Source organism: Bradyrhizobium sp. USDA3516 (assembly GCF_057651995.1).
This window is the reverse complement of the sequence record NZ_JBYGYN010000019.1, coordinates 1-21,389: the sequence shown is the minus strand read 5'-3', so window position 1 is coordinate 21,389 and position 21,389 is coordinate 1. Positions and strand designations below refer to the sequence as shown.

The 21,389-nt window shown below is 63.2% G+C and carries 17 protein-coding genes and 3 pseudogenes; 3 read left to right on the top strand and 17 right to left on the bottom strand.

Annotated features, from left to right (window positions below; genetic code table 11):
- Positions 1–71 precede the first annotated feature (71 nt).
- From AC24YW_RS36320 to AC24YW_RS36290, 7 genes and pseudogenes are all read right to left on the bottom strand, one after another.
- Complete coding sequence (locus tag AC24YW_RS36320) at positions 72–1,070, bottom strand: polyprenyl synthetase family protein (protein WP_487487191.1); 999 nt, start codon at positions 1,068–1,070, stop codon at positions 72–74.
- A gap of 155 nt (positions 1,071–1,225) precedes the next feature.
- A complete protein-coding gene (locus tag AC24YW_RS36315) occupies positions 1,226–2,569 on the bottom strand; it encodes a cytochrome P450 (protein WP_487487174.1) in 1,344 nt (447 codons plus the stop codon).
- A complete protein-coding gene (locus AC24YW_RS36310; RefSeq protein ID WP_487487190.1) occupies positions 2,569–3,414 on the bottom strand; it encodes an SDR family oxidoreductase in 846 nt (281 codons plus the stop codon). The genes AC24YW_RS36315 and AC24YW_RS36310 overlap by 1 nt, the downstream gene beginning before the upstream one ends.
- A gap of 6 nt (positions 3,415–3,420) precedes the next feature.
- Positions 3,421–3,708 (bottom strand): annotated as a pseudogene (locus AC24YW_RS36305) (ferredoxin); the annotation flags it as partial.
- A 1-nt stretch (position 3,709) separates the two neighbouring features.
- Positions 3,710–4,999, bottom strand: coding sequence for a cytochrome P450 (locus AC24YW_RS36300; protein ID WP_487487189.1), 1,290 nt, complete (start codon positions 4,997–4,999; stop codon positions 3,710–3,712).
- Between the two features lie 91 nt (positions 5,000–5,090).
- The gene (locus AC24YW_RS36295; RefSeq protein WP_487487173.1) at positions 5,091–6,293 is read right to left on the bottom strand and encodes a cytochrome P450; all 1,203 of its coding nucleotides are present in this window, start codon (positions 6,291–6,293) and stop codon (positions 5,091–5,093) included.
- Complete coding sequence (locus AC24YW_RS36290; protein WP_487487172.1) at positions 6,208–6,609, bottom strand: cytochrome P450; 402 nt, start codon at positions 6,607–6,609, stop codon at positions 6,208–6,210. The genes AC24YW_RS36295 and AC24YW_RS36290 overlap by 86 nt, the downstream gene beginning before the upstream one ends.
- Positions 6,610–7,907: 1,298 nt before the next feature.
- Between AC24YW_RS36290 and AC24YW_RS36285 the strand changes: the two genes are divergently transcribed.
- Together AC24YW_RS36285 and AC24YW_RS36280 are read left to right on the top strand one after the other, a co-directional pair.
- Positions 7,908–9,116, top strand: a complete 1,209-nt coding sequence (locus tag AC24YW_RS36285) for a type III PLP-dependent enzyme domain-containing protein (protein WP_487487171.1) — start codon at positions 7,908–7,910, stop codon at positions 9,114–9,116.
- Positions 9,117–9,197: 81 nt separating this feature from the next.
- Positions 9,198–9,382: pseudogene (locus AC24YW_RS36280) on the top strand (transposase); the annotation flags it as partial.
- A gap of 365 nt (positions 9,383–9,747) precedes the next feature.
- Here the strand turns inward: AC24YW_RS36280 and AC24YW_RS36275 are convergent.
- From AC24YW_RS36275 to AC24YW_RS36250, 6 genes are read right to left on the bottom strand one after another with little or no spacing between them, the layout of a single operon-like run.
- Positions 9,748–11,247 carry a CoA-acylating methylmalonate-semialdehyde dehydrogenase gene (locus AC24YW_RS36275; protein ID WP_487487170.1) on the bottom strand — a complete coding sequence of 500 codons (1,500 nt, stop codon included), beginning with the start codon at positions 11,245–11,247 and terminating at the stop codon, positions 9,748–9,750.
- 42 nt (positions 11,248–11,289) lie between these two features.
- Positions 11,290–12,804 carry an ABC transporter ATP-binding protein gene (locus AC24YW_RS36270; protein ID WP_487487169.1) on the bottom strand — a complete coding sequence of 505 codons (1,515 nt, stop codon included), beginning with the start codon at positions 12,802–12,804 and terminating at the stop codon, positions 11,290–11,292.
- A 40-nt stretch (positions 12,805–12,844) separates the two neighbouring features.
- Positions 12,845–13,771: an ABC transporter permease gene (locus tag AC24YW_RS36265; protein WP_487487168.1), complete on the bottom strand. Its 927-nt coding sequence runs from the start codon at positions 13,769–13,771 to the stop codon at positions 12,845–12,847.
- 4 nt (positions 13,772–13,775) lie between these two features.
- Positions 13,776–14,852 (bottom strand): ABC transporter permease, encoded by a 1,077-nt coding sequence (locus AC24YW_RS36260; RefSeq protein ID WP_487487167.1) that lies wholly within the window; start codon positions 14,850–14,852, stop codon positions 13,776–13,778.
- Between the two features lie 9 nt (positions 14,853–14,861).
- A complete protein-coding gene (locus AC24YW_RS36255) occupies positions 14,862–15,974 on the bottom strand; it encodes a BMP family ABC transporter substrate-binding protein (RefSeq protein ID WP_487487166.1) in 1,113 nt (370 codons plus the stop codon).
- Between the two features lie 44 nt (positions 15,975–16,018).
- Complete coding sequence (locus AC24YW_RS36250; RefSeq protein ID WP_487487165.1) at positions 16,019–17,101, bottom strand: dihydrodipicolinate synthase family protein; 1,083 nt, start codon at positions 17,099–17,101, stop codon at positions 16,019–16,021.
- Positions 17,102–17,149: 48 nt separating this feature from the next.
- Between AC24YW_RS36250 and AC24YW_RS36245 the strand changes: the two genes are divergently transcribed.
- The gene (locus AC24YW_RS36245) at positions 17,150–17,962 is read left to right on the top strand and encodes a FadR/GntR family transcriptional regulator (protein ID WP_487487164.1); all 813 of its coding nucleotides are present in this window, start codon (positions 17,150–17,152) and stop codon (positions 17,960–17,962) included.
- Between the two features lie 300 nt (positions 17,963–18,262).
- On the opposite strand, the gene AC24YW_RS36240 is transcribed toward AC24YW_RS36245, so the two are convergent.
- The 4 genes and pseudogenes from AC24YW_RS36240 to AC24YW_RS36225 all read right to left on the bottom strand — a co-directional run.
- Positions 18,263–18,583, bottom strand: coding sequence for a 4Fe-4S dicluster domain-containing protein (locus AC24YW_RS36240; protein WP_271595738.1), 321 nt, complete (start codon positions 18,581–18,583; stop codon positions 18,263–18,265).
- Positions 18,580–20,205 (bottom strand): FAD-dependent oxidoreductase, encoded by a 1,626-nt coding sequence (locus AC24YW_RS36235; protein WP_487487163.1) that lies wholly within the window; start codon positions 20,203–20,205, stop codon positions 18,580–18,582. Before AC24YW_RS36235 ends, AC24YW_RS36240 begins: the two co-directional genes overlap by 4 nt.
- A gap of 43 nt (positions 20,206–20,248) precedes the next feature.
- The gene (locus AC24YW_RS36230) at positions 20,249–21,100 is read right to left on the bottom strand and encodes an ABC transporter permease (protein ID WP_487487162.1); all 852 of its coding nucleotides are present in this window, start codon (positions 21,098–21,100) and stop codon (positions 20,249–20,251) included.
- Between the two features lie 16 nt (positions 21,101–21,116).
- Positions 21,117–21,389: pseudogene (locus AC24YW_RS36225) on the bottom strand (ABC transporter ATP-binding protein); the annotation flags it as partial.

Below are 21,389 nucleotides of genomic sequence, written 5' to 3'. Positions count from 1 at the left end.
GGACACAGTGCAGCATGCACCGCTGCCGCCGGCCGATCGCAGCAGCACAGGGGCCATGCGGACGGGCGCGCTCATGCGCATGGCGCGTGCTTGAACAGATACGCGTTGGCCCGCTGCAGGATCTGCGCCAACCGTTCCGCACGCGGCCCCAACGGGGCGACGGCCTCCCCGGCGTCGCGCAAGAGATCCGGCACGAACTGGCGCGCTGCCTGCAGTCCCATGATCGACGCGCAGGTCGGCTTCCGCGCCGCCGCGTCCTTGCCGGGGGTCTTGCCCAGCGTCGCGGTATCCGCTGTCGCGTCGAGAATGTCGTCGATCACCTGCAACGCCAGGCCGAAACAGGCGCTGTAGCGATCGAGCGCACAGTACAGCGTAGCGTGCGCGGCATCCTCCGCGATGGCGCATAGCGCGCCCATGCGAACGGATGCGCGCACTAGCGCTCCGCACTTCATCCGGTGCATCACCAGGATCCTGTCCAGCTCGACGTGCTTTCCAACCAGCGACAGATCCATGGCCTGCCCGCCCGCGGCCCCCTCGGCGGACACCGCCTGCGCCAGTTCGCGCACGAGCGCGACACGGTTGTCGCCCGGCGCATCCAAGCTCGCCAGCGTCAGGAAGGCGTGCGCCTGCAGCGCATCGCCGACCAGGATCGCGGTGGCTTCGCCGAACTTGACGTGCACGGTCGGAAGGCCGCGGCGAAGCACGTCGTCGTCCATCGCGGGCAGATCGTCGTGGACCAACGTACAGGCGTGCATCATCTCGATGGCGGCACCGACGTCATCGAGTATGTGCGCCGGCGTGTCGGCCAGTGCGCCGGCAGCCAAACAGAGCAAGGCGCGCGTGCGCTTGCCGCCATGCAAGGTGGCGTAGCGCATCGCCGCCATCAGCTCGGTCTCACCGTCGTCTTCGGCGCAGAGAAGACGCGCCAGCGCCTGTTCGACCCGCTTTGCGCCGTCCTGCATCCAGATCTCGGGCAGCAGCCTACCGGATGCGCCGCGCGCCTGCGCGCCCAATCCGCCGTTCGCGGAAACGCCAGCTCGGTCGTCGTGTGGCGTGGAACCGGTCTGCATGTTGTTCATGTCCTTTGTACCTGCCAGGAGACCGCCATGGCGAGCGGCGAGCCGCCGCTGTGTTGCCGGCCTCGCACCGAGCGCGCGCGCCGAGTGCAGCAATGCCGCCCGTCGCCGGCGCCGCTGCCTCACCACACGGGGCATGCGATGCCAGCTCATGAGAATCCGATGCGGATAGTCATGGACGGATGTGCGGTCGGGTAATAGCGCCGGCCTTTTTCGACGCCGCTCAGCAACCGCGGCCGCACCCCAGCCTCGTGCATGGTCAGCGCCAAGGCGATACAGAACTGTACCAGTTCCAGCCATGCCAGGTGGTAGCCCATGCAGACGTGTGGGCCGGTACCGAACTGCAGCATGTCCACCGGCCGGATCGGCTCGGTGCGTTGCAGCCACCGCGCCAGCCGAAACTGATCAGGCGCCTCGTGCAGCAGCGCCGAGGTCGAGAAATGCAACAGCGGGATGCACAGATCGGTGCCGGCGGGAATGCGCCGTTGGCCGAGTCGCAATTCACGCAGTGCGCGACGCACCAGGAGCGGCGTCGCCGGATGCACGCGCAGCGTCTCGCGGAACAGCGCCTCGGCGACCGGACACTGCGCCAGGTCCGCGTGCCGGGTCGGCACCGCGCCCACACGTTGCGCGTCCTCGACCAGGGCGTCCCACAGCCCAGGCTGCCGCGCCAGCTCGATCACCATCCAGGCCATCGTCGAGGCGGTGGTGTCGTGACCACCAAGCAGCAGCAAGCGGATATTGGCGACCAGGACGTCATCGGAGAGCGCATCGTCGCTGCGATCGAAGGCCCTCACCATGTCGTTGATCAAGCCGGTGCGCGCGGCATGCGCGCGCGCGTCGCGGACAAACTGGCGCAACTGCGCATCGATCCAGTCGCGGGCGGCGCGGCCGCGCCGCAAGGGCAGTCCGGGCAGGTCGACCGGGGGCGCGACGATCAACTGCAGCAGTTGCCGGTACTTGCGATGCCATCCCGGCAGGTCGTGCGCGGGGATTCCCATGAGACTGAAGATGAGCTTGAGCATCAGATCGCCGGTTTCGCGCAGGATGGTGACGTCGCCCCGGTCGCGCCACCTCTGCACGCGCGCCCGGATGACGGGCGCGAACAGCTCGCCGATGCCGGCCTGGGTCAGCCCCTTTGGCAGAAGCGCCGCCTGGATTGCATCGCGCGCCTGCCGGTGCGCGATGCCGTCCTGGGCGACCAACGTTCCGCCAAACAATTCGGGCGCGATGTCTTCGATCAGCGCCGAGGACACGTCCTTGTGCCGGAGCAGTGCGAGAGCATCCGGATCCAGACTGGTCATCAGGTGTCCGGCAGGGCCGAAATCCAGCCAGAAGTGGCTGCCCAGCGTCCGTTCCGCGCGCCGCAACAGGCGTGGCAGGTCGCAGACGACGGCGGGAAGATGCCCGACCAAGGGGAAAGCACCGGGCACGACCGGGATGTCGTGCCGCAGCCGATGCCGACGATTCAGCGGGTTGAACAGTATGTCCATCAGCAGCCCGGCGACGCGTCCGCTTCGGCGGTCTCGCCGGAAGGCCGCGCGGCGCGGCTGTTGCCACCGTCGGCGTACGTCGGCACATGCGCCAGCATGCCGCCGTCGATGCACACGACCTGGCCGGTGATGAACGCAGCATCGTCGGAGAGCAGGAATGCCACCAGCGCGGCCACGTCGTTGGGGCGGCCGACGCGCGGCAGGAGCTGGTGCCGGCGCAGATCGGTTTGCATGTACGCGTCCAGCTTGGCGAGGAGACGCTCGGTCATAATGAGACCGGGCGCAACCGCATTGCAGCGGATCTGCGCATGACCGTACTGGGTGGCGAGCGAGGCCGACAGCATGTTCATCGCCGCCTTCGACGCGGCGTAGGATGTCAGCGCGGTGTCACCGCTGAGCCCCTGGCACGACGACATGTTGACGATCGCGCCACCTCCGCGGGCGATCATCCGTGGGATGGCCTGCCGGCAGCAGAGCAGCGTGCCACGCAGATTGGTCGCCATGGTCTGATCCCAGACCGCCAGGTCCAGCTCGAGGATCGCGCGGTCGCGCGGGGTCAGATGCATCGCGCTCGCGTTGTTCACCAGCAGGTCGACCCCACCGAAGTGCCGCTCCGCCGTCTCGAACAGCGCCGCCACGGCCTGCTCATCGGCGATGTCGATCGCCACGGCGAGCGCGTGGCCCGCTTCGGCCGCGATCTGCGCGGTGCAAGCGATAGCCGCCGATCCATCAATGTCGGCCACCACCACTCTGCCGCCCTCGCGCGCGATGGCGAGGGCGCATGCCTTGCCGATGCCGGCGCCGGCGCCGGTCACCACGGCCACTTTGCTTTCAAACCGTCCCATGTATCGCCCTAGATTGTGTTGGTCTTTCGCGGCATGCCGCTCGGCCTCCGCTGGAGAAGGCACAGGGTCGGCGCTGGCGCGCTCGCCATCGCCAGCGTCGCTTTCGATGACCCGAATGGCGGCGACCGGGCACTGGTTCGCCGCGAGCCTCACGGCGGCCTGCAGCGCCTGCGGGACCGTCGCCATGCACACTTCGGCCACGCCGTCCGGTTCGCGCTGGCGAAAGGTGCCCGGCAGCGTCAGCACGCACTGACCGCTGGTTCCGCACAGCTCCTGGTCGATCATGACGCGCATCTCAGCTCCCCGGGGCATGCAGCCGCACCGGCAGCGCGCGGAACGTCCGAAGGAACGCCGAGGGCTCCCGGGTCGGCTGCTCGGCCAATGCCAGCGAGGGGAAGCGGGCCTGGATCCGCGGCAGGCTCTCGGCCAGCTGCACCCGGGCCAGTTGCGCACCGAGGCAGAAGTGAATGCCGTGGCCGAAGCTCAGCATGATCTTCCCGTCGGTCGACATGCCTGGACTGGTGCCGTAGAACCGCGCGGGATCGAAGCGATCGGGATCGGCGAAGGCGTCCGGGTCGCGATTGCCGGACGCGATCAGCACGCGCACGTCCGAGTTCTTCGGAATCACCACGCCGCCCAGTTCGATGTCGCGCTGGGCGATACGTGGGATGGAGCTGAACATGGCGGGAGCGTCGCAGCGCAAGACTTCTTCGACGAATGCCCTCACCCCCGCGGCGTCTGCCTGCAGCCAGTGCCGCTGTTCGGGATACGCCAGCATCGCCAGGACGGCATGGTCGATGCTCGCAGCAGTGGTGGTGAAGCCGCCCAGGAGCATGCCCCAAAGCATGCTGATCAACTCCGCATCCGACAGCCTGTCGGCATTATCGTCATGTGCGCCGACCAGCATCGACACGATGTCGTGGCGGGGATTGGTGCGCCTGCACTGTATGAGTTCGCTGAAGTAGGCCTGCACTCTGGCGCTGGCCGCGTCCGCCGCGGCGAGCTGGGGATCGCTGGCGTGCGGGCTCAGGCCTTCCAGAATGCCGCCGATGCCGGTGGCGAGCCCGAAAATGTCGTCCTGGGCCATACCAAAGAGTTCGGCGAAGACCAGCATGGGCAACGTCAGCGCGAATTCCCGATGCAGGTCCACCGCCTCCCCGCGCTCCAGCGCGGGCGCCATGCCGTCCAGTCGCGCTGCGACGATGCGCGCGATGCTCGGCCGCAGGTTGTCGATCTGGCGCATGGTGAAATCGCGCGAGATCAGCCGGCGCAGACGCGTATGCGTCGGTGGGTCCTTCATCGCAAGCGTGGACGCCAGCAGATTGAGCGACACGCTTCTCGCCGCACGCGGGAAATAGCGCGCCAGTTCGCCCGGCGCCGGTCCCCGAAACGCATCGCCCGTGGCCTCGAACGCCCAGGAGATGTCGGCGTGGCGGCTCAACAGAAAAAGGCCCGACGCCGCGCGATGCACCGGATCGTGCTCGCGTAGCCACCGCATGAAGGCATACGGGTCGTGGATGCACGCTGGCGACGCCAGTTCGGCGAAAGCGTCTTGACATGCTGCCGGGGTTTCTTGCACGTCGATGGTTACCTGTTGGCTGGCTGATCTGATGGGCGCGCGCCAGGCGCGCCGGCAGTTGCGGAGAAGATCGCGATCCCCCAGCGGCGTCCGCACATCACCAGAGCACCGGGAACTCCTCGAACCCACCAGTGATGATCTCCTTGCGCAACTTCAGTTCTTCGGGCGCTACGGCCAAACGCAGCTCGGGAAAGCGCTGGAAGATCGAACCGAACACCGCCTTGAGTTCTAGCCTGGCCAGCGCGCCGCCGATGCAGGAGTGCGGCCCGTAGGAGAACGCCAGGTGCGGCTTTTCCTGGCGTCCGATGTCGAAGATTTCCGGGTCGACGAAATGGCGCGTATCGAACGACGTCGCCGGCAGGCCGACCAGCACCTTGCTTTCCGGGGGAATATGAACGCCCGCGATGGTCACGTCGGTCCTCGGATAGCGCATGATGCCGTCCCAGCCCGCGCCCGGCGGGTACATACGCAGGATTTCCTCCACCGCGTTGTCCACCAGGGATGGATCGCGGACCAGGCGTTCGCGCTGTTGCGGATGGCGGAACATGGCCAGCAGGCCGAATTCGATCTGCGCGACGGTGCTCTCGTGGCCCGCCACCAGCATGCCCGCCGCCAGGCCGATCGCCTCTTCCTCGGTCGCCTTGCCCTGGTCAACCGCCGCGAGCAGATCCGTTAGCAGGTTGTCGCCCGGATCCTGGCGCTTGTCCCGCATCTTGCCGCGAATGTAGGCGCGCAGTTCTTCCCAAGCCAGGCGCGACGCGCTGCGCGGGCCGCTTTCATGCTGGTGCGTCATCACCTCGTCGGACAGCCCGGCGAAAAAGGCGTGATCCTCGTAGAGCACGCCCATCAGCGCGCTGATGACCATGGCCGGAAGGGGAAATGAGAGGTGGCGCCGCAGGTCGGCGGGTTGGGGCTGCGCCGCCAACGTCTCGAACAACCGCGCGGCGATCGCCTCGACCTGCTGGGCGAGCAGCTTCACCCTGTGGTTGCTGAAGGACGGCGCCACGATCGTGTGTAACCGGGCATGTTCGTCCCCCTCGTGCGAGACCAGCCAGCCCGGCGAACCGAGAATCACCGAATCTGGGGTGAATGCCGCCGGCGGCATTCCCGCGGGCCGGAACGCCGCGTCACACAGCACCGCCTTGGCCTCGTCGTAGCCTGTCACCCACCAGCCTTCGTGCCCGGACGGGAAGCGCACGCGGTGGATCGGCCCCTTAGCGCATAGCACCAACATCTCGGGCGAGGGCTCGATGTGATCGACGCGCCACATCGGCAGCGTCGGCAAGGGTTGCTCGGGCATGGTGGCACTTCACTCTCTGAGCGATGGAAGGGCGGAAGGTGACCGGCGGGCGCTGCGGGCAGCGAATGACGTAAAACCGCATGTAGACGACGTCCTCCGCGGCGATGATCAGCGCTAGATCCTCCAGTCGCACGAACAGCGCGGGGAAGGCGCATCGCAATTGCAGGCGGGCCAGCGCAGCGCCCAAGCAGAAATGCGGCCCTTGGCCAATCGACAGGTGCGGGTTGTGCCGGGTGACATCGAACCTGTCGGCACCGCCATAGATCGACTGACCGCAGGGATTGGTGAAGGAGGTTCGACGGTAGCTGTCCGCCAATATAGCCTCCGGACCAGCCCCACACCGCCGGTGGCAGTTTCACTCCTGGCTCAAGGTTCGCCGTTTTGGTTGCGCCGCTCGCGACGGGCGCAATTGTTGCGGCTCCCAAAAGAAGCATTTTAGACCGCATCCAACACTTGCCTGCATTTTCTCAGTCAACAACCGAGCGCCAAGTCACTGCCACAGCAAACCGTCGGAGGGGACCAGACGCGAACGCGGCGGTCGGTCCCCGAAGACCATCGCAGTGCGATTGGCGACGATGCCGTGAACAGAGCAAATCGCGTGCCGAAGTGAATTCGCAGGCTCAGCAGACACTTCGTAGCGGCGCGTAGTGTCAGGTTTCTGGCATTGAGTCTTAATGTCGACAACCGGCCCAGCAAGTGCCCGACAAAGGCCTGCTCTCGCGCTGAGATGCGGGGCAGCCCTTGCGCGAATTTCAAGCATGCGGATTGGCTGCAGCAGGTGTGGTTCGTCGGAAGCCACTCCGATGTCGGCGCTAGCTATTACGGAAAACAAAGCCCACCTCTCCTAGCGCTATTTTACGCGGGCGTCACTCGCCCGCGAAAAGAAATCAGTCTAATTTTCAGGAGCATCATCACTCGCCCGGGTGAAGGAGCTGTTTGACAGGCAAAACAGGGAATGCCGGACCACATCTTATTTCCCGAAATGATCTAGGACATTTCGATCAACTATGTGGAGCACCTTGTGCTCCGCATGAACCAGCAGCGGGTTCGCGCGACCCACTCTCAAACCCTGGACCACTACGGCGCAGCCGTGAACCTGTACGTGGGCCCATTAGAATCTTTGTCGTGTCCATGAAGCCCCGCGGACACGCCAGCGATCGCGCTCGGCGTCGCTGATCGGGTTTTGGATGATCGGTGTTTTGTTGGCGCGCAGCGCACGAGATGCCTGCGCTTGAAGACATAGCGTTGTAGCTCAGAGAATGCCGGCAGCACATCTACCGCCCGAGCTCTGAATCGGTGTTGTCTTTCGACCCCAGATGATGTCCGCGCGCCGCGCGCGCCATATCGAGGCCGCACCAAGGGCAAGAGCCGCCTTCGCTCACGCTCCGCACCATTGCCTCTCGACCTTTCGGCGTCAGAGGCCAGAGCGAATTTCAACCAAAGATTGAGGCCGTGATGCACGATCCGGATGCGTCGACTCCTCGATCTTTGTCTGGTTTTTCACAGCCGTGTACAAAAGCTGTAAGATTCAAGACATCGCGCGCCGTTGCGCATGGCAAACTGTTTTAAAGTGTAACCAGGCGGTTTAATGCGCGAGGAGCGCTGGCATAGTCATTGCTCTCGCAGCAGGCAACAACAGCGCTGGCTACTCCGCGCCTGGCGCGAGAGGAATGGTCCAAGATGAGCTTGGTAAGGTCATTGGAAAGGGCAGAAGTTGACGCCTTCTATACGCTCAATGAGGGGCGGCTTGCATCCGTCACGCGCGAATTCACCGAGCATTTCTCAGGACGCGTGCTGTATGCGGTGAAGGCGAATCCGCTGCCCCAAATTCTTCAAGCGGTCTCTCGCGCCGGAGTGGTCGGATTCGACGTGGCGTCGCTGGCCGAGGCCCACCTTGTCCATTCCACTATTTCCGGGGCCCGTTCATGGTTCATGAATCCAGTGAAATCTCGTCGCGATATCGAACGGACGTTCCGCGATCTCGGGGTTCGCGACTATGTCATCGATTGCGAAGCCGAGCTGCGGAAGCTCCTCGAAGTCTTGCCGTCGCATGATCCGGAAATACGAATCTACGTCCGGTTCAAGTGTAGCAGGACGTGCGCCATCTTAGACTTAAACGGCAAGTTTGGTGCCTCGCCCGCCGAAGCCAGCCGTCTGCTGGATCTCGTCAACGCGCAATCGCGCTGGACCACGGGATTGTCCTTTCACCCAGGTTCCCAAACGATCGTTGTCGATCCCTATCTGGATGGCATTCGGGCGGCCGTCGACCTGATAGAAGCTGTTTCTCCGGCCCCCATAGCGCTCGATATCGGTGGCGGCTTTCCCGGCCATTATCTGAACGTCCCCTATCACTCTCCCTTGCGCATGCTCTCCGAGATCACGAAACTGGTGCGCGGAACGGATGCACTAAAGCGTGTTGAACTGTTGTGTGAGCCCGGACGAGCACTGGTTCATGATAGCATCTCTTTGTTTAGCCGCGTGATCTTAAGAAAGGGCGAGGCGCTCTACTGCGGCGCGGGCATCTACAGCGGGCTCTCACCTTCCCGACAATGTTTTCTGCTCCCAACCCGCGCTTGGCGTGGGGGACAGCCGATCCAGACTGAGGAGTGGCAGGACTTCATCATCTTTGGCCCAACTTGCGACAGCATGGACAGGCTTGGATTCTCGTATTCACTGCCACGCGATTTGAGCGAAGGCGATTGGATTGAATTCCAGAATGTGGGCGCCTATACGGATATGGCGCGATTCAACGGGTTTTCGGTTGATAAGATCGTGGCTGTAGGGAAGGATGAACTTACCATGTTGCCCGCCGCCATTCAGTAGTTGTTCATGAACGTGCTCGGGTCTGTACCTGATTAGCAACACGTGATTCTTTGACCCGTGTGGTTGATTCGGGGCGAGAAAATGCGTGAGGGTCTGTTTTGGCTGAATAACAAGCAATGGGCGCGCATCGAACCTCATCTGCCGACGAGGCTGTCGGGGCCGGAGCGGGACGACGATCGGCGCATCATCAGCGGCATCGTTCACATGCGGCATCGGGGGCGCGACGGCGCGATTGTCCGCATGAATATCGCCCTTACGCGACCGTCTAAATCGCTTGGGGCTGAACCAGGAGGATAGCGCATCGGGGCGAAGCCCATCGAAAACGGTCGAAGGGCAAGTTAAGTTGCTGCGAAGCCAGCGGTCACACCTTCGAAGCGGTGCCGGGTGCGCCAATTCCCTAGTTTGTACAATGCGACATCGCGCCCGTACCGAAACTTCAGCTTCGCCATGTTCGAGCGAGTAAGCAATTTGGAGAAACTCGCACTCATGTCGGCACTGCGCTTGCACAACTGTCTGCGCAGACTTAGATCATTTCTCTTAGACTGCGGCCGACAAAATGGACCGAAAAAGAACGAGGGCCGAGGGCCCTCGCAGTTTGGGAGAAACAGAAACATGCAGCTTCGAGACGCCGTCATGACATGGTTGGCATGACAAATTCAGCACCTGCTCGCATTCCTGTCGGCCAGCGGCTGGTCACGGTCTTCATTCGCGTATTGAAGCGGACGCCTTCAGGGCCGTGCATGTGGTGGTCGCCGAAAATCGATGCTTTCCATCCACCGAAGGAGTGAAAGGCCATCGGCACCGGAATCGGAACGTTGATGCCGACCATTCCGACCTTGATCTGATGGGCGAATTCACGCGCGGCATCGCCATCACGCGTGAAGATGGCGGTACCATTGCCAAATTCGTGTTCATTGATCATGCGAGCGGCTGTCGCGTAGTCCGGCGCTCGAACGACTGACAGCACCGGTCCGAAGATCTCTTCCGTATAGATCTTCATGTTCGGCTTGACATGGTCGAACAGGCTTCCGCCCACGAAGAAACCATTCTCGTAGCCCTGCATCCTGAACTTGCGTCCGTCGACCAGCAACTTTGCGCCCTCGGCGACACCGGCATCGATATAGCTCCGGACCTTCTCCAGGTGCTGCCTCGTGACGAGAGGCCCCATCTCCGCTTCGCGGTCGGTACCCGGCCCGACCTTCAGGCCTCGGACCTTGGGTTCGAGTGCGGAGATCAGCCTGTCTGCGGTCCCCTCGCCGACCGGCACGGCAACCGAGATTGCCATGCAGCGTTCGCCGGCGGAGCCGTAGGCCGCTCCCATCAACGCATCGACCGCCTGATCCATGTCGGCATCGGGCATCACGATCATGTGGTTCTTGGCGCCGCCGAGCGCCTGGCAGCGTTTCCCGCTGTTCGCGGCCGTGGAATAAATGTACTGCGCGATAGGTGTGGAGCCCACGAAGCTGATCGCCGAAATATCTGGGTGATGCAGCAGCGCATCGACAGCTTCCTTGTCGCCTTGCACCACGTTGAACACACCGTCCGGCAGACCGGCTTCTTTCAGCCACTCCGCCATGATGAGCGACGCCGACGGGTCGCGCTCAGATGGCTTCAGAATGAACGCGTTTCCGCAGGCGAGAGCGACCGGGAACATCCACATCGGAACCATGACCGGGAAATTGAAGGGCGTGATTCCGGCGACGACACCGAGCGGCTGGCGAGTAGAATAGCTGTCGACGCGGGTACCTACATTCTCCGTAAGTTCGCCCTTGAGGAGCTGCGGAGCGGCCGTGGCAAACTCGACCACCTCCATTCCGCGCTGAACTTCGCCCAGAGCGTCGGAGTGAACCTTGCCGTGCTCGGAGACGATCACGTCGGCAAGCTGACTTGCGCGATCCTCGAGAATCCGCAGAAATCGATTGAGAACGCGCGCACGACGTAGAGGCGTCGTGTCGGCCCAACCCTGGGCCGCCCTGCTGGCGGCGGCCACCGCGTCGGCCACCACGACCGCGTTGGCGGCCACAACACGGCCGGTCTGCTCGCCCGTTGCCGGGTTGAAGACCGGCAAGCTGCGTTCGCTGCCACCCGGGACCTGCTTGCCATTGATGAAATGATTGATCTGCGTGACCACGAACGTCTCCTTATTGATTTTGATCAGACGCGCGCCCTCGAGTCAGGCCGCTTTCATTCCCGCCATGTACTTGCCGATCACGCGCTTGTCGGCGCCCTCGGCTGACACTTCATGGACGATGCGACCCGCGCTCATGACGAGGACCCTGTCGACCAAGCCAAGCAACTCGTCGAGATCCTCCGAGATGAGCAGCACTGCGGCTCCGCCGTTCCGGGCCCCGAGGATCCGACGGTACGTTTCTTCGCACGCAACGAAATCGAGACCGAACGTCGGGTTGGACGCGACCAGCAATCGGACGTCCTGCGTGAGCTCCCGCGCCAGTACGGCTCGCTGCACGTTGCCACCGGACAGCGTGCTCATGCTTGCGGTCAGGCCAGGCGCCTTGACACGAAATTGTGCGACCAGCCTCTCAGCCTGCTTGGCGAGCGCGCCGTAGTTCATTGCGATACCACGGCAGAGCGGCACCCGATCGAAATTGCGCAGGGCAAGATTCTCGGCCAGCGACATGCGATCGATGCAGGCGTTCTTCAGGGGCTCTTGCGGCAGTCCGTAGACGCCGAGGCGAGCGATTTCCTGTCGCGTACCGTTGAACGGCGAGCCGGACACGATCATCGTACCGATGCGGTCCCGCTGCCCCATCATGGCCTCGACCAGCTCCAATTGGCCATTACCGGATACCCCGGCAATTCCGACAATCTCCCCTGCTCGCACCTCGAGCGAGAGATCTTTCACAGCCGGAAGACCATTGTCGCCGTTCACGCGGAGGTCGCTGATGGAGAGAATAATGTCGGACTTCGGCGGTGATTTCGGCGCGTGCTGCACCATCTTGCTGACGGGCTCTCCGATCATAGCTTCTGCCAGAGCGTCATCAATCAAATCGGCGACGGCGCCCGTTCGCACCGACGCGCCTCGACGCAACACCGTCACGTCGTCGGCGAATCGGCGCACTTCATGGAACTTGTGGCTAATCAGGATGGCGCTGAGTGCGCCCGTCCGTGTCAGGCTACGAACATGGCCGAGCACTTCATCGGCCTCGGCAGGCGTCAGCACCGACGTCGGCTCGTCGAGGACGAGTAGCTTGCGCCCGAGATAGAGCTGCTTGACGATCTCGGCCTTCTGCTTCTCGCCCGCCGAGAGCTGCGAGACGCGTACGTCGAGTGGCACGTGAAACGGAAGCTTCTTTGTAACTTCGGTCAGCCGCTTTAGCTCGTTTTGCCAGTTGATATAGGCCGGCAATCTCGCTCCGCTGACGACGAGATTCTGCGCCACCGTCATCGACGGTACGAGAGTGAAATGCTGATACACCATGCCGATGCCGAGCGCGTCGGCATCCTTCGGTGAGCTCAGCCGATGCTCGCGCCCATCCACCTCGATGTGACCCTCGTCCGGATGGTAAAAGCCGACGAGGCATTTGACCAACGTGCTCTTCCCAGCGCCATTCTCCCCGAGCAGCGCGTGGACGGTGCCCGAGCGGATCAGTAGCGACACGTTGTTCAAAGCGAGATTCGCTCCGAAACGCTTCGTCATGTTCTTGAGCTCGACTTGCGGAGCTGTCATCGGACTTTCCTCCGAGGATGAATTCTCATCACGGCGCTTCTCATCGGTGCAGCTTGAGCTCGCCCGGCGCGTCGGCGAACGGAGCAGCCCGCGACGTCGAGGCCACCATGATCGCCAGCGTCAGGATGTAGGGCGCCGCGTTGAACAGGTAATAGTAGCCGGTCACGCCGATGCCCTGGAGCGCAGGACCAAGAGCGCCCGCCCCGCCGAACAGCAGCGATGCACCGAGAGCGTTGATCGAACGCCAGCGCGCAAAGATGACGAGCGCGACAGCCATGATGCCTTGACCGCTCGACAGGCCTTCACTCCAGCTCCCCGGATACGAAAGCGACAGGAAGCTGCCGCCGATGCCGGCGAGAAAGCCGCCCGCCATGGTCGCGATGATGCGCACCCGCAATACCGGAAACCCAAGCGCACGTGCCGCATCCTCGCTATCTCCCACCGTGCGCAGCATCAGCCCCCAGCCGGTCCTGTTCAGGAAAACGTAGACTGCAAAAGCCAGTGCAATTCCGACGAAGAACAGTGCGTTGACATCGAGCGCAGCTCGCACCTGCGGTACGCTCGACCAGAATCCGAGTGCGATCGAGGGAAGCGGCGGCGCTTTGGGCTCGATCAAGGGTTTGCCCAGGAAGAACGCGAGGCCCGTACCCAGCACGATCAGGCTGATGCCGATCGCGGTGTCATTGACGCGTTTCACACTGCACAAAAGGCCATGCAGCAGCCCGAATGCCATTCCGGCAAGTCCGGCCGAAAGCACGCCGAGCCAGGGCGAGCCGGAGATGTAGGAGATCGCGTATCCCGCCATTGCACCGAGCATCAGAGTGCCTTCGAGGCCCAGATTGATACGGCCCGATTTCTCGGTGATCAGCTCACCGATGCTCACGAAAATGAAGGGTGTCGACACACGGATCGCACCACCCAGGATCGCGAGCGGCAGCGCAAGCCAGCCGATTGATGTACCGTCCATGCCTCTACCTCCGCGTCGTTTCTCGGAGTTGTTGCGCAATTGCGTCCGCGACGAGGACGCAGACGAAAATCAGGCCCTGAAACACCAGCATTGTCGCATCGGGAAGTCCGAGGCGCCGTTGCAGCAGACTGGCGCTCGCCTGCATGCCCCCGATCAGCAGCGCGACGGCGACAATCGCAAGCGGCTGGTGTCGCGCCAGGAACGCGACGAGGATTCCGCTATAGCCATAGCCGACGATGAGTGAGGAGTTGGCGGTCCCCTGCACGGCCGCCACCTCGATCGCGCCGGCAACTCCCGCCATACCACCTGCCAAGACCGAGGCACCGATGATCCAGCGATTGACGGCAAGGCCCATCATTCTCGCGACCCGGGCACTTCCGCCGACCACCCGCAGAGCAAAACCCCAACGCGTGTAGCGGAGCACGAGGTGGGCGATGATGGCCAGCGATAGGCTGATGGCAAGCCCCGCGTGAACGCCGAAACCGGGCATCACCGGCAACATGTAGGACGTATCGATCGGGTGGGTCGACGGCTTGTCGAGGCTTGCCGGATCGCGGAGCAGACCTTCCGTCAGATGATGAAAGATTGCGATCCCGATATAGGACAGCAGCAGACTTGAGATCGTTTCGTTGAGGCCGCGGTACTGGCGGAGCACGCCCGCCAGACCGAACCAGAGTCCTCCGATGAAGGCGCCGGCCAGCAACATGAGGAGTTGCATGGGAAGTGCGTGCGCCCCCGCGAACGGCAACGTCACAACGGCACCTGCGAGCCCGCCCAGCACCAAGGCCCCCTCGCCGCCGATAATCACCAGCCCCGCTTGCGCGGGGATCGCGACGGCGAGCCCCACGAGGACAAGAGGAGCGGCGCGCGACAAGGTATCCTGCCAGGCGAAGCTGCTGCCGAAGCCGCCCTGGACGATCAGACCGAACACGGTAATGGGGTTCTGTCCGTACGAGGCGACGAATGCCGCGAAGATGGCCGACGCAAGCAGCACCGCCAGCACAGGCAAGGCCAAACCGAGGTGGGCTGCGGTTACTGGCTGACTCGATGGCACGGGTTCGATTCCGGAGATCGAAGACAAGGGCACCTCCTAGACTTGGCCAATGATGCCTTCGACGAGATAATTGATGCCGTCCAGCACACGGTCGCTGCTGCTCTGCGTAGTTCCTGCAGGGATGACGACGTTGCCCTTGTTGTCCTTGAGCGGGCCGCTGTAGATCACGCGCGTGCCGCCGATGAGGTCTGCCCGCGCCGTCTCGGCCGCCGCGCGCGCCTCGGGCGTAACGAGTTTCCCGAACGGACTGTTCTTGACGAAATGATCGCCAAGCCCGGCACGGAGATAGTGCTCCGGCTTCTTGCCGCCACGCACGCTGCCGGCATAGACGAGGTAAGGCGTGATCCAGTTCCACTCGGCCCCCGTGAGATAGCCGTTGGGAGCCACATCGGCCTGACTCGAGTGGTAACCGCATGACATGACGCCGCGCTTCTCCGCCGTCTCGATCACGACCTTCGGGCTATCGACCTGGGCGGCGATGACGTCGGCTCCCTGGTCGACCAGCGTGTTCGTCGCTTCTGCCTCGCGCACAGGAAGCACCCAGTCGCCAGTAAAGATGACCTGCACCTGAATGGCCGGATCGACCGAGCGCGCGCCAATCGCGAACGCGTTGATGCTGCGCAGAAGATTGGGTGTCGGCTTCGCAGCAACGAGGCCGAGCTTCTTGCTCTTCGTCATGTGACCAGCGACGATTCCGGAAATGTACTGCGCCTCGAAGATGTAGGCGTAGAATGTGCCGATGTTCTCGGGCATGCCCGCCGCCCACACGCCACCGGTGTGAGCGAAGGTGACGTCCGGGTACTTGGCCGCCATCTCCAGAACGTGCGGCTTGAAATAACCAAAGGACGTCGCCAGGATGAGTTGAGCGCCGTCCTGACGGATCATGCCTTCCATGCTGCGCTGGGCCGCGATCGTTTCCGGAACGCGCTCCTCCTCGATCACCTTGATGCCGGGTTGTTTCTTGAGCGCAGCGGCCGCCTGCGCGTGGGACTGGTTAAAGCCGTAATCCTGCTTGGAGCCGGAGTAGAGAACTCCAACGGTGAGCGGCGTCTCCGCATGGGCAACGGTACTCTTGAGGACGAATGGTGCGGAGCTGGCAGCGGCCAGCATCTGGAGCACCGAGCGACGGTCGACAGGCTTCAAAGTCATGTTCCCCTCCGTTGAAGATTGCAATCAGCAAGTCACGACGAAATTCACTCCCCGGCAGACAGCAGGCCGGGCGCACCACATGCGATGAGATCGGCTTCCAGCTCTCGTCTTTCAGCAGCGGATAGCGGCGTGACCGGCGAGCGCACGGCGCCGCCGGCAAGGCCGATCAGATCGCACCAATGCTTGACCGCTGCGTTCGGCATGTGACCGCGCTTTAGCGGGTCCATGATCCACTTGTTGAAGATGATCCGCTGCGGGGCGAGTGAAGCACAGATGCGTGCCGCTTCTTCCGTCCGTCCGGCCGCCAACAGAGCCACGTATTCCGCGATCGGACGAAACTCGCTGCGTTGATAGAGGTAAGGCTCGGGGTCGGCATAGAGGATCGACTGACCCTCGGCCTGCATGTTGGCGAAGAAGTTCTCTTCCAGCGGGTCTGACACCAGCACGCCGTTTCGCGCAGCCTGGCGAAGCGCCGCGTTCTCGGCTGCATTGCCTGTCGTCTTCAGGAGCTTGAGATTGGGCAGCGAACAGAGCTGGGTGAAAACTCCGGCATCCAATGGGCTGCCTGCGGCGGTTCGCGCGTTGAAGATGACGATCGGCATCTCCAAGCGGACGCAGACGTGGTGCAGATACGCGAACTGCTGCGCAGGCGATCGCGGCCCCGAGGTTGGGACCATCAGCACGGCGTGGCTGACGCCAAGCCGACGCGCGTGCTCGCCGAGATCGATGGTTTCCTCCACCGAGGGACCGGAGATCACCACGGAAATCCCAAGGCGCCCCCACGCCTCGTCCGCAATGACCTCGATGACACGCTTTCGCTCCTGGAGGGTGAGCGACCAGACTTCGCCGATCAGCCCATTGCAGAACACGCCCGCCAATCCGGTCGCGATGTAGTGGCGGACGTTCCGGCGGACTCCGGCCTCGTCGATGGCACCGGAGGCATCGAAGGGCGTGTGAATGGCCGCCCAAATTTCCGGGATTTTCTGCCCGATTGCCATGCTCGCTCCCTTCTTATTCGACCGGTCTATTCTATTTATCATGATAAACCTGATTTGCATGAATATGCCTGTTATGGGAGAAGTGTCAATCGACGAGTCGGTTCTTTCCTTGGGCCCGCGCCAGCTCACCGCCGGCGGCGGTCTTGGAACCTACTGGTGGCGTTGGAGAATTCGCGAATGACGGTCGAATTAGAAAAATTGCCGCGGCCGGGGGGCCGGTTGAAAATTCAAAAGCGGGCCGACCTGGTTACCGAAGAGATCAAGCAGCTGATCACTCAGAAGAACCTTCGCCCGGGCGACAAGCTGCCCATGGAGAAGGAGCTTCAGCGGCTGTTTTCGGTCAGCAAGAGCACGATCCGCGAGGCGCTCAAGTCCCTCGAGGTCCAGGGACTGATCACGATCAGCACCGGGCCGACCGGGGGGGCGACGATCATGGAGGTCCCGCTCGAGCGCACCTTTCAGCTGTTGCAGAACTACCTGTTCTTCAAAGAAGTCAGCATGGAGGACATCTATGCGGCGCGACGCTTGCTGGAACCGGAATTGGCTGCCGGCTCGGTGCCATTCCTGTCGGATGAGCAGCTCGACGCGCTAGAGCAGAACATTCAGACGTGTCAGCCGGCCTCGCAGGAGCCGTCCCTTCTGGTTCGTCAACGCCAGGCCGATCTCGACTTTCACGACATTTTGGCCGCTGCAAACCCCAATCCCTTCCTGCGCTTTGCATGCGAGCTGATCAACGAGATGCTCCGTCGGCTGGTTGTCTTCAGCACCCAGACGCCTCCCGAAGAGCACACGCGATTTGGATGCGCCAACGTCAAGATTCACACGGAGATCGCCAAGGCCGCCCGCGCGCGCGACAGCGAGCGCGTGCGCGCGCTCATGAAAGCGCATATGGAGGAAGCTTCAGAATACGTGAAGCGATTGGATGGTCGACTCGACGGTCGACTAATCCTCGACTCGGAAATGGCGCCGCTGCCGCGACCACTGTCCTGATGGACGTTCTATCTGCAGAAGATGGTCAATTCAGCTCCGCTCGGCGGATGAACGTCGTCGGCCGAGTTGGTATAGGCCAAGTTGAGCCGGGCCGATCGCCGAAGCAGCCCAACCGAGGTAAGTGTCTCGTCCGAGATCGTGCAGCAGGTACACATCACATGGTCCCCTTGATCTCGCGATATTGCGTTAGGGTGCGCTCGTTCGTCGACGGTCCCGACGAGCGCGTCGCCAGCTCGCCCGCTGAGGTCCGCTCCGGTGGCTACGCTTCCGAAGCACCGGCAGCTCATGGGTTGAGTAGGCCTAATGACCGAAAAGCAGGAAGCTGCGATCGGCGCTTCGGCGATCTTTCGTGTCGCTGGTCCATCCGACAGCCCGACGATAGGTGCCCATCCCGTTCGCCTGCTTCAGCGCGGCGACATCGACCGGCTGGGTACCATCCGCGAAAGGCGAGACGTAGAGCGCATCCTCAGGACAATAGAGCTCGCAGAGAAAGCACGTCTGGCAGTCGCTCTGTCGTGCAACAACGGGGATTCCGCTAGTCTTGTCGAACACGTTGGTCGGGCACACATTTACGCATATGTCGCAGGACGTGCAACGCTCGGCGTCGATGATTTCGATCATTCTGCTGCCTCCGCATAAGCAGTCTCCGCGTGTGGCCTGGTCGAGGTCCAGACCTCGTCAAGGCCGCCCGTCGTCACGTAGTGGCGCTGCCGGTGATCCTGATCGGGGAAATCGTCGCGGCGATGCATGCCGCGGCTTTCCTGACGCGCCAGCGCGCTGCGATACATCCACCTTGCGGTCGCCAGCATCGCCGCGCTTTCCCGTGCGCGCAATAGCTCGGACGTGTCGGCCGCATCTGCTTCGGAGGCGTTACGCCATCCGGCGTCAAGGCGCGCCAGCGCGCCATCCAGCCGGGACGCCTCGCGGAAATAGTTCAGCTCATACGGAAACACCTCGTCCTGGACAATCTTCTTCAGCGCAGCAGGTTCGAACGCGTGCTGCCCGCGGCGGCGAAAGCCGACCGTTCCCGCCGACGACAGCTTTTGCCGGCCGGTCGTACCGGCTTGTCTTGCGTAATCAGCGGCGCCCCTCCCCGCCAGCGTCCCCGACGACATCGCCCAGGCTGCGTTGTGGCTACCGCCGCCAGTGAAGCCGCCGCAGATCAGTTCACGAGTGGCGGCATCGCCCGCCGCATAGAGACCCGCCACACTGGTGGCGCAGGTGTCGTCAACGATGCGAAGACCGCCGGTGCCGCGGAGGGTGCCTTCCAACCGCAGGGTCACCGGAAAGCGATCGGTGAACGGGTCGATGCCGGTGCGATCGAAGGGCAGGAAAAAGTTCGGCTGCGAGACGCGCATGTGCCGCTGCACGTCTGCGTCGGCCTTGTCGAGTCTGGCATATACCGGGCCCTCGAGAAGCGCGCGCGCGATCGCCGATCGGCCGCCCTTGGATGCCGCACCCGGCACCACGCTGCCGTCATCATAGGTGAACGTCGCCCAGCCATAGAACAGCGTCTTGGTTACCGAGCCGAACGCCGGCGAGATCGCATAGGGGTTAGAAAATTCCATGCTGCTGAACTCGGCGCCTGCTTCCGCAGCCATCAGGTAGCCATCGCCGGTCAATACGTTCGAGCCCAGCGTCTTGCTCAGGAATGCGCAGCCCCCCGTTGCGATCACGACTGCCTTGGCGCGCACCGTCCAGCCGTCGCCTTTCTGGCGCCGCAAGCCGCTCGCGCCGGCAACCGCGCGGCCGTCCAGCAACAATTCGAGCGCCGGACTGTGATCGAGAATGGTGACGCCGGCCTGCTTAGTCCGCTTGCGCATCAGGCGCATATATTCCGGGCCCTGCAGCGAGTTGCGCTGCGACCTGCCGTGGTCATCGATCGGATAGGGATAGCCCCAGTCCGCCAGGCGATTGCTCTGCTGATAGGTGAGATCGAGTGTGCGGGCCATCCAGCGGCGGTCCTGCAGATAACCGCCGAGCTTTTCGCGGCCGGCCATCGCCGCCTCGCGCTGCGCCCGGTCCGGATCGACATACCAGACGCCGGTCCCGGCCGCCGCCGTCGAACCGGATGTGCCACAAAATCCCTTGTCGGCGAGTACGACGCGCGCACCGCGCCCAGCCGCGCTCACCGCCGCCCAGGTGCCCGCGGGGCCGCCTCCGAGCACCAGCACGTCGGCGTCATATTCAACGGATCCGGGTGGCGCAGACCTGCGTTCGGCGCGCCGGAATGGGCTGGTCATGATTGGTTCCCCTTGTTCGAACGATTGCAGTCGGTCGCGGGCTTCACGCCGCGACCGGAGCCTTCCAGCGCATGAAGCGGCGCTCCAACGCCTCGAGCATGGCATTGAACGCCAGCCCGATCACCGTGATGCCGAGAATCCCGAAATACATCTGGGGAATCAGGAAGCTGTACTGGCTGTTGATGATGAGATAGCCGAGACCGGCTTTGGCGCCGACCATTTCAGAGGCGACCAGCACGAGCATTGCGGAGGCGCTGGCAAGACGAATGCCGACGAAAATGGTTGGAAGCGCCGCGGGAAGGATCACCTTCCGAAACAACTGTTGCGGCGTCGCACCCATCGTCCGCGCCGACTTGATCAGCAGCGGATCGACCTGCTTCACCGCGGCGATGGTATTGAGCAGCAGCGGCCAGGCGCAGCTATAGATCACCATGGTAATCTTCGACATCTCGCCGATGCCGAGCAGCAAGATGAATACCGGCAACAGCGCCAGCGGCGCGGTGTTGCGGCAAATCTCGATGAATTGGTTCAGAAGATTGCCGAGCCGAGCATACCAGCCGACGGCGAGCCCAAGCGGGACAATCAAGGCGACCGAGATCAGGAAACCGCTCAGGGCGCGCAGCAAGCTCGCCGAGACATCGTCATAAAGCTCGCCGGTTTGCGCCAGCTGCCAGCCGGCGGCGATCACCTCCGAAAACGGCGGCAGGAATACGGGATCGATCAGCTCGAGCCTTGGGGCCGCCTCCCACACCGACAGCAACAGAATGAGTAGCAGGGACCGGTGTCCTAATGCGGCAAGCCCGCGAATAGCGTTATGAAGCCCGTTGCGGATCCGGGACGGTCCATGTTGTACGCCCGCTACCGACGTCGAACGCCCATGCGCGAGCTCCAGCAATGTCAGCGTTTCCAGGCTAGACATGGGCAACCTCCTTTACCTCGGAATTGACACGAAGCGCACCAGCTCCGCCGCTCAATTGCCCCTGCTGTGCTTTCTGCACCTCGTCGCGGAGTTGATTCCAGATTTCATGCCGCACCTGGCCGAACTCCGGCAGCGAGCGCACGTCGTCTGCCTCGTTGCGCAGCGAGGCGGGAATCTCGATGAGCTGCTTGATGCGGCCCGGGCGCGACGTCATCACCGCCACGCGTTGGCCGAGCACGACCGCCTCGTCGATGCCATGGGTGAT

Bases quoted from the DNA above. Each gene is read 5' to 3' on its own strand.
- AC24YW_RS36320 (WP_487487191.1), bottom strand. From the start codon at position 1,070: ATGCAGACCGGTTCCACGCCACACGACGACCGAGCTGGCGTTTCCGCG.
- AC24YW_RS36315 (WP_487487174.1), bottom strand. From the start codon at position 2,569: ATGGACATACTGTTCAACCCGCTGAATCGTCGGCATCGGCTGCGGCAC.
- AC24YW_RS36310 (WP_487487190.1), bottom strand. From the start codon at position 3,414: ATGGGACGGTTTGAAAGCAAAGTGGCCGTGGTGACCGGCGCCGGCGCC.
- AC24YW_RS36295 (WP_487487173.1), bottom strand. From the start codon at position 6,293: ATGCCCGAGCAACCCTTGCCGACGCTGCCGATGTGGCGCGTCGATCAC.
- AC24YW_RS36270 (WP_487487169.1), bottom strand. From the start codon at position 12,804: ATGACAGCTCCGCAAGTCGAGCTCAAGAACATGACGAAGCGTTTCGGA.
- AC24YW_RS36265 (WP_487487168.1), bottom strand. From the start codon at position 13,771: ATGGACGGTACATCAATCGGCTGGCTTGCGCTGCCGCTCGCGATCCTG.
- AC24YW_RS36255 (WP_487487166.1), bottom strand. From the start codon at position 15,974: ATGACTTTGAAGCCTGTCGACCGTCGCTCGGTGCTCCAGATGCTGGCC.
- AC24YW_RS36245 (WP_487487164.1), top strand. From the start codon at position 17,150: ATGACGGTCGAATTAGAAAAATTGCCGCGGCCGGGGGGCCGGTTGAAA.
- AC24YW_RS36240 (WP_271595738.1), bottom strand. From the start codon at position 18,583: ATGATCGAAATCATCGACGCCGAGCGTTGCACGTCCTGCGACATATGC.
- AC24YW_RS36235 (WP_487487163.1), bottom strand. From the start codon at position 20,205: ATGACCAGCCCATTCCGGCGCGCCGAACGCAGGTCTGCGCCACCCGGA.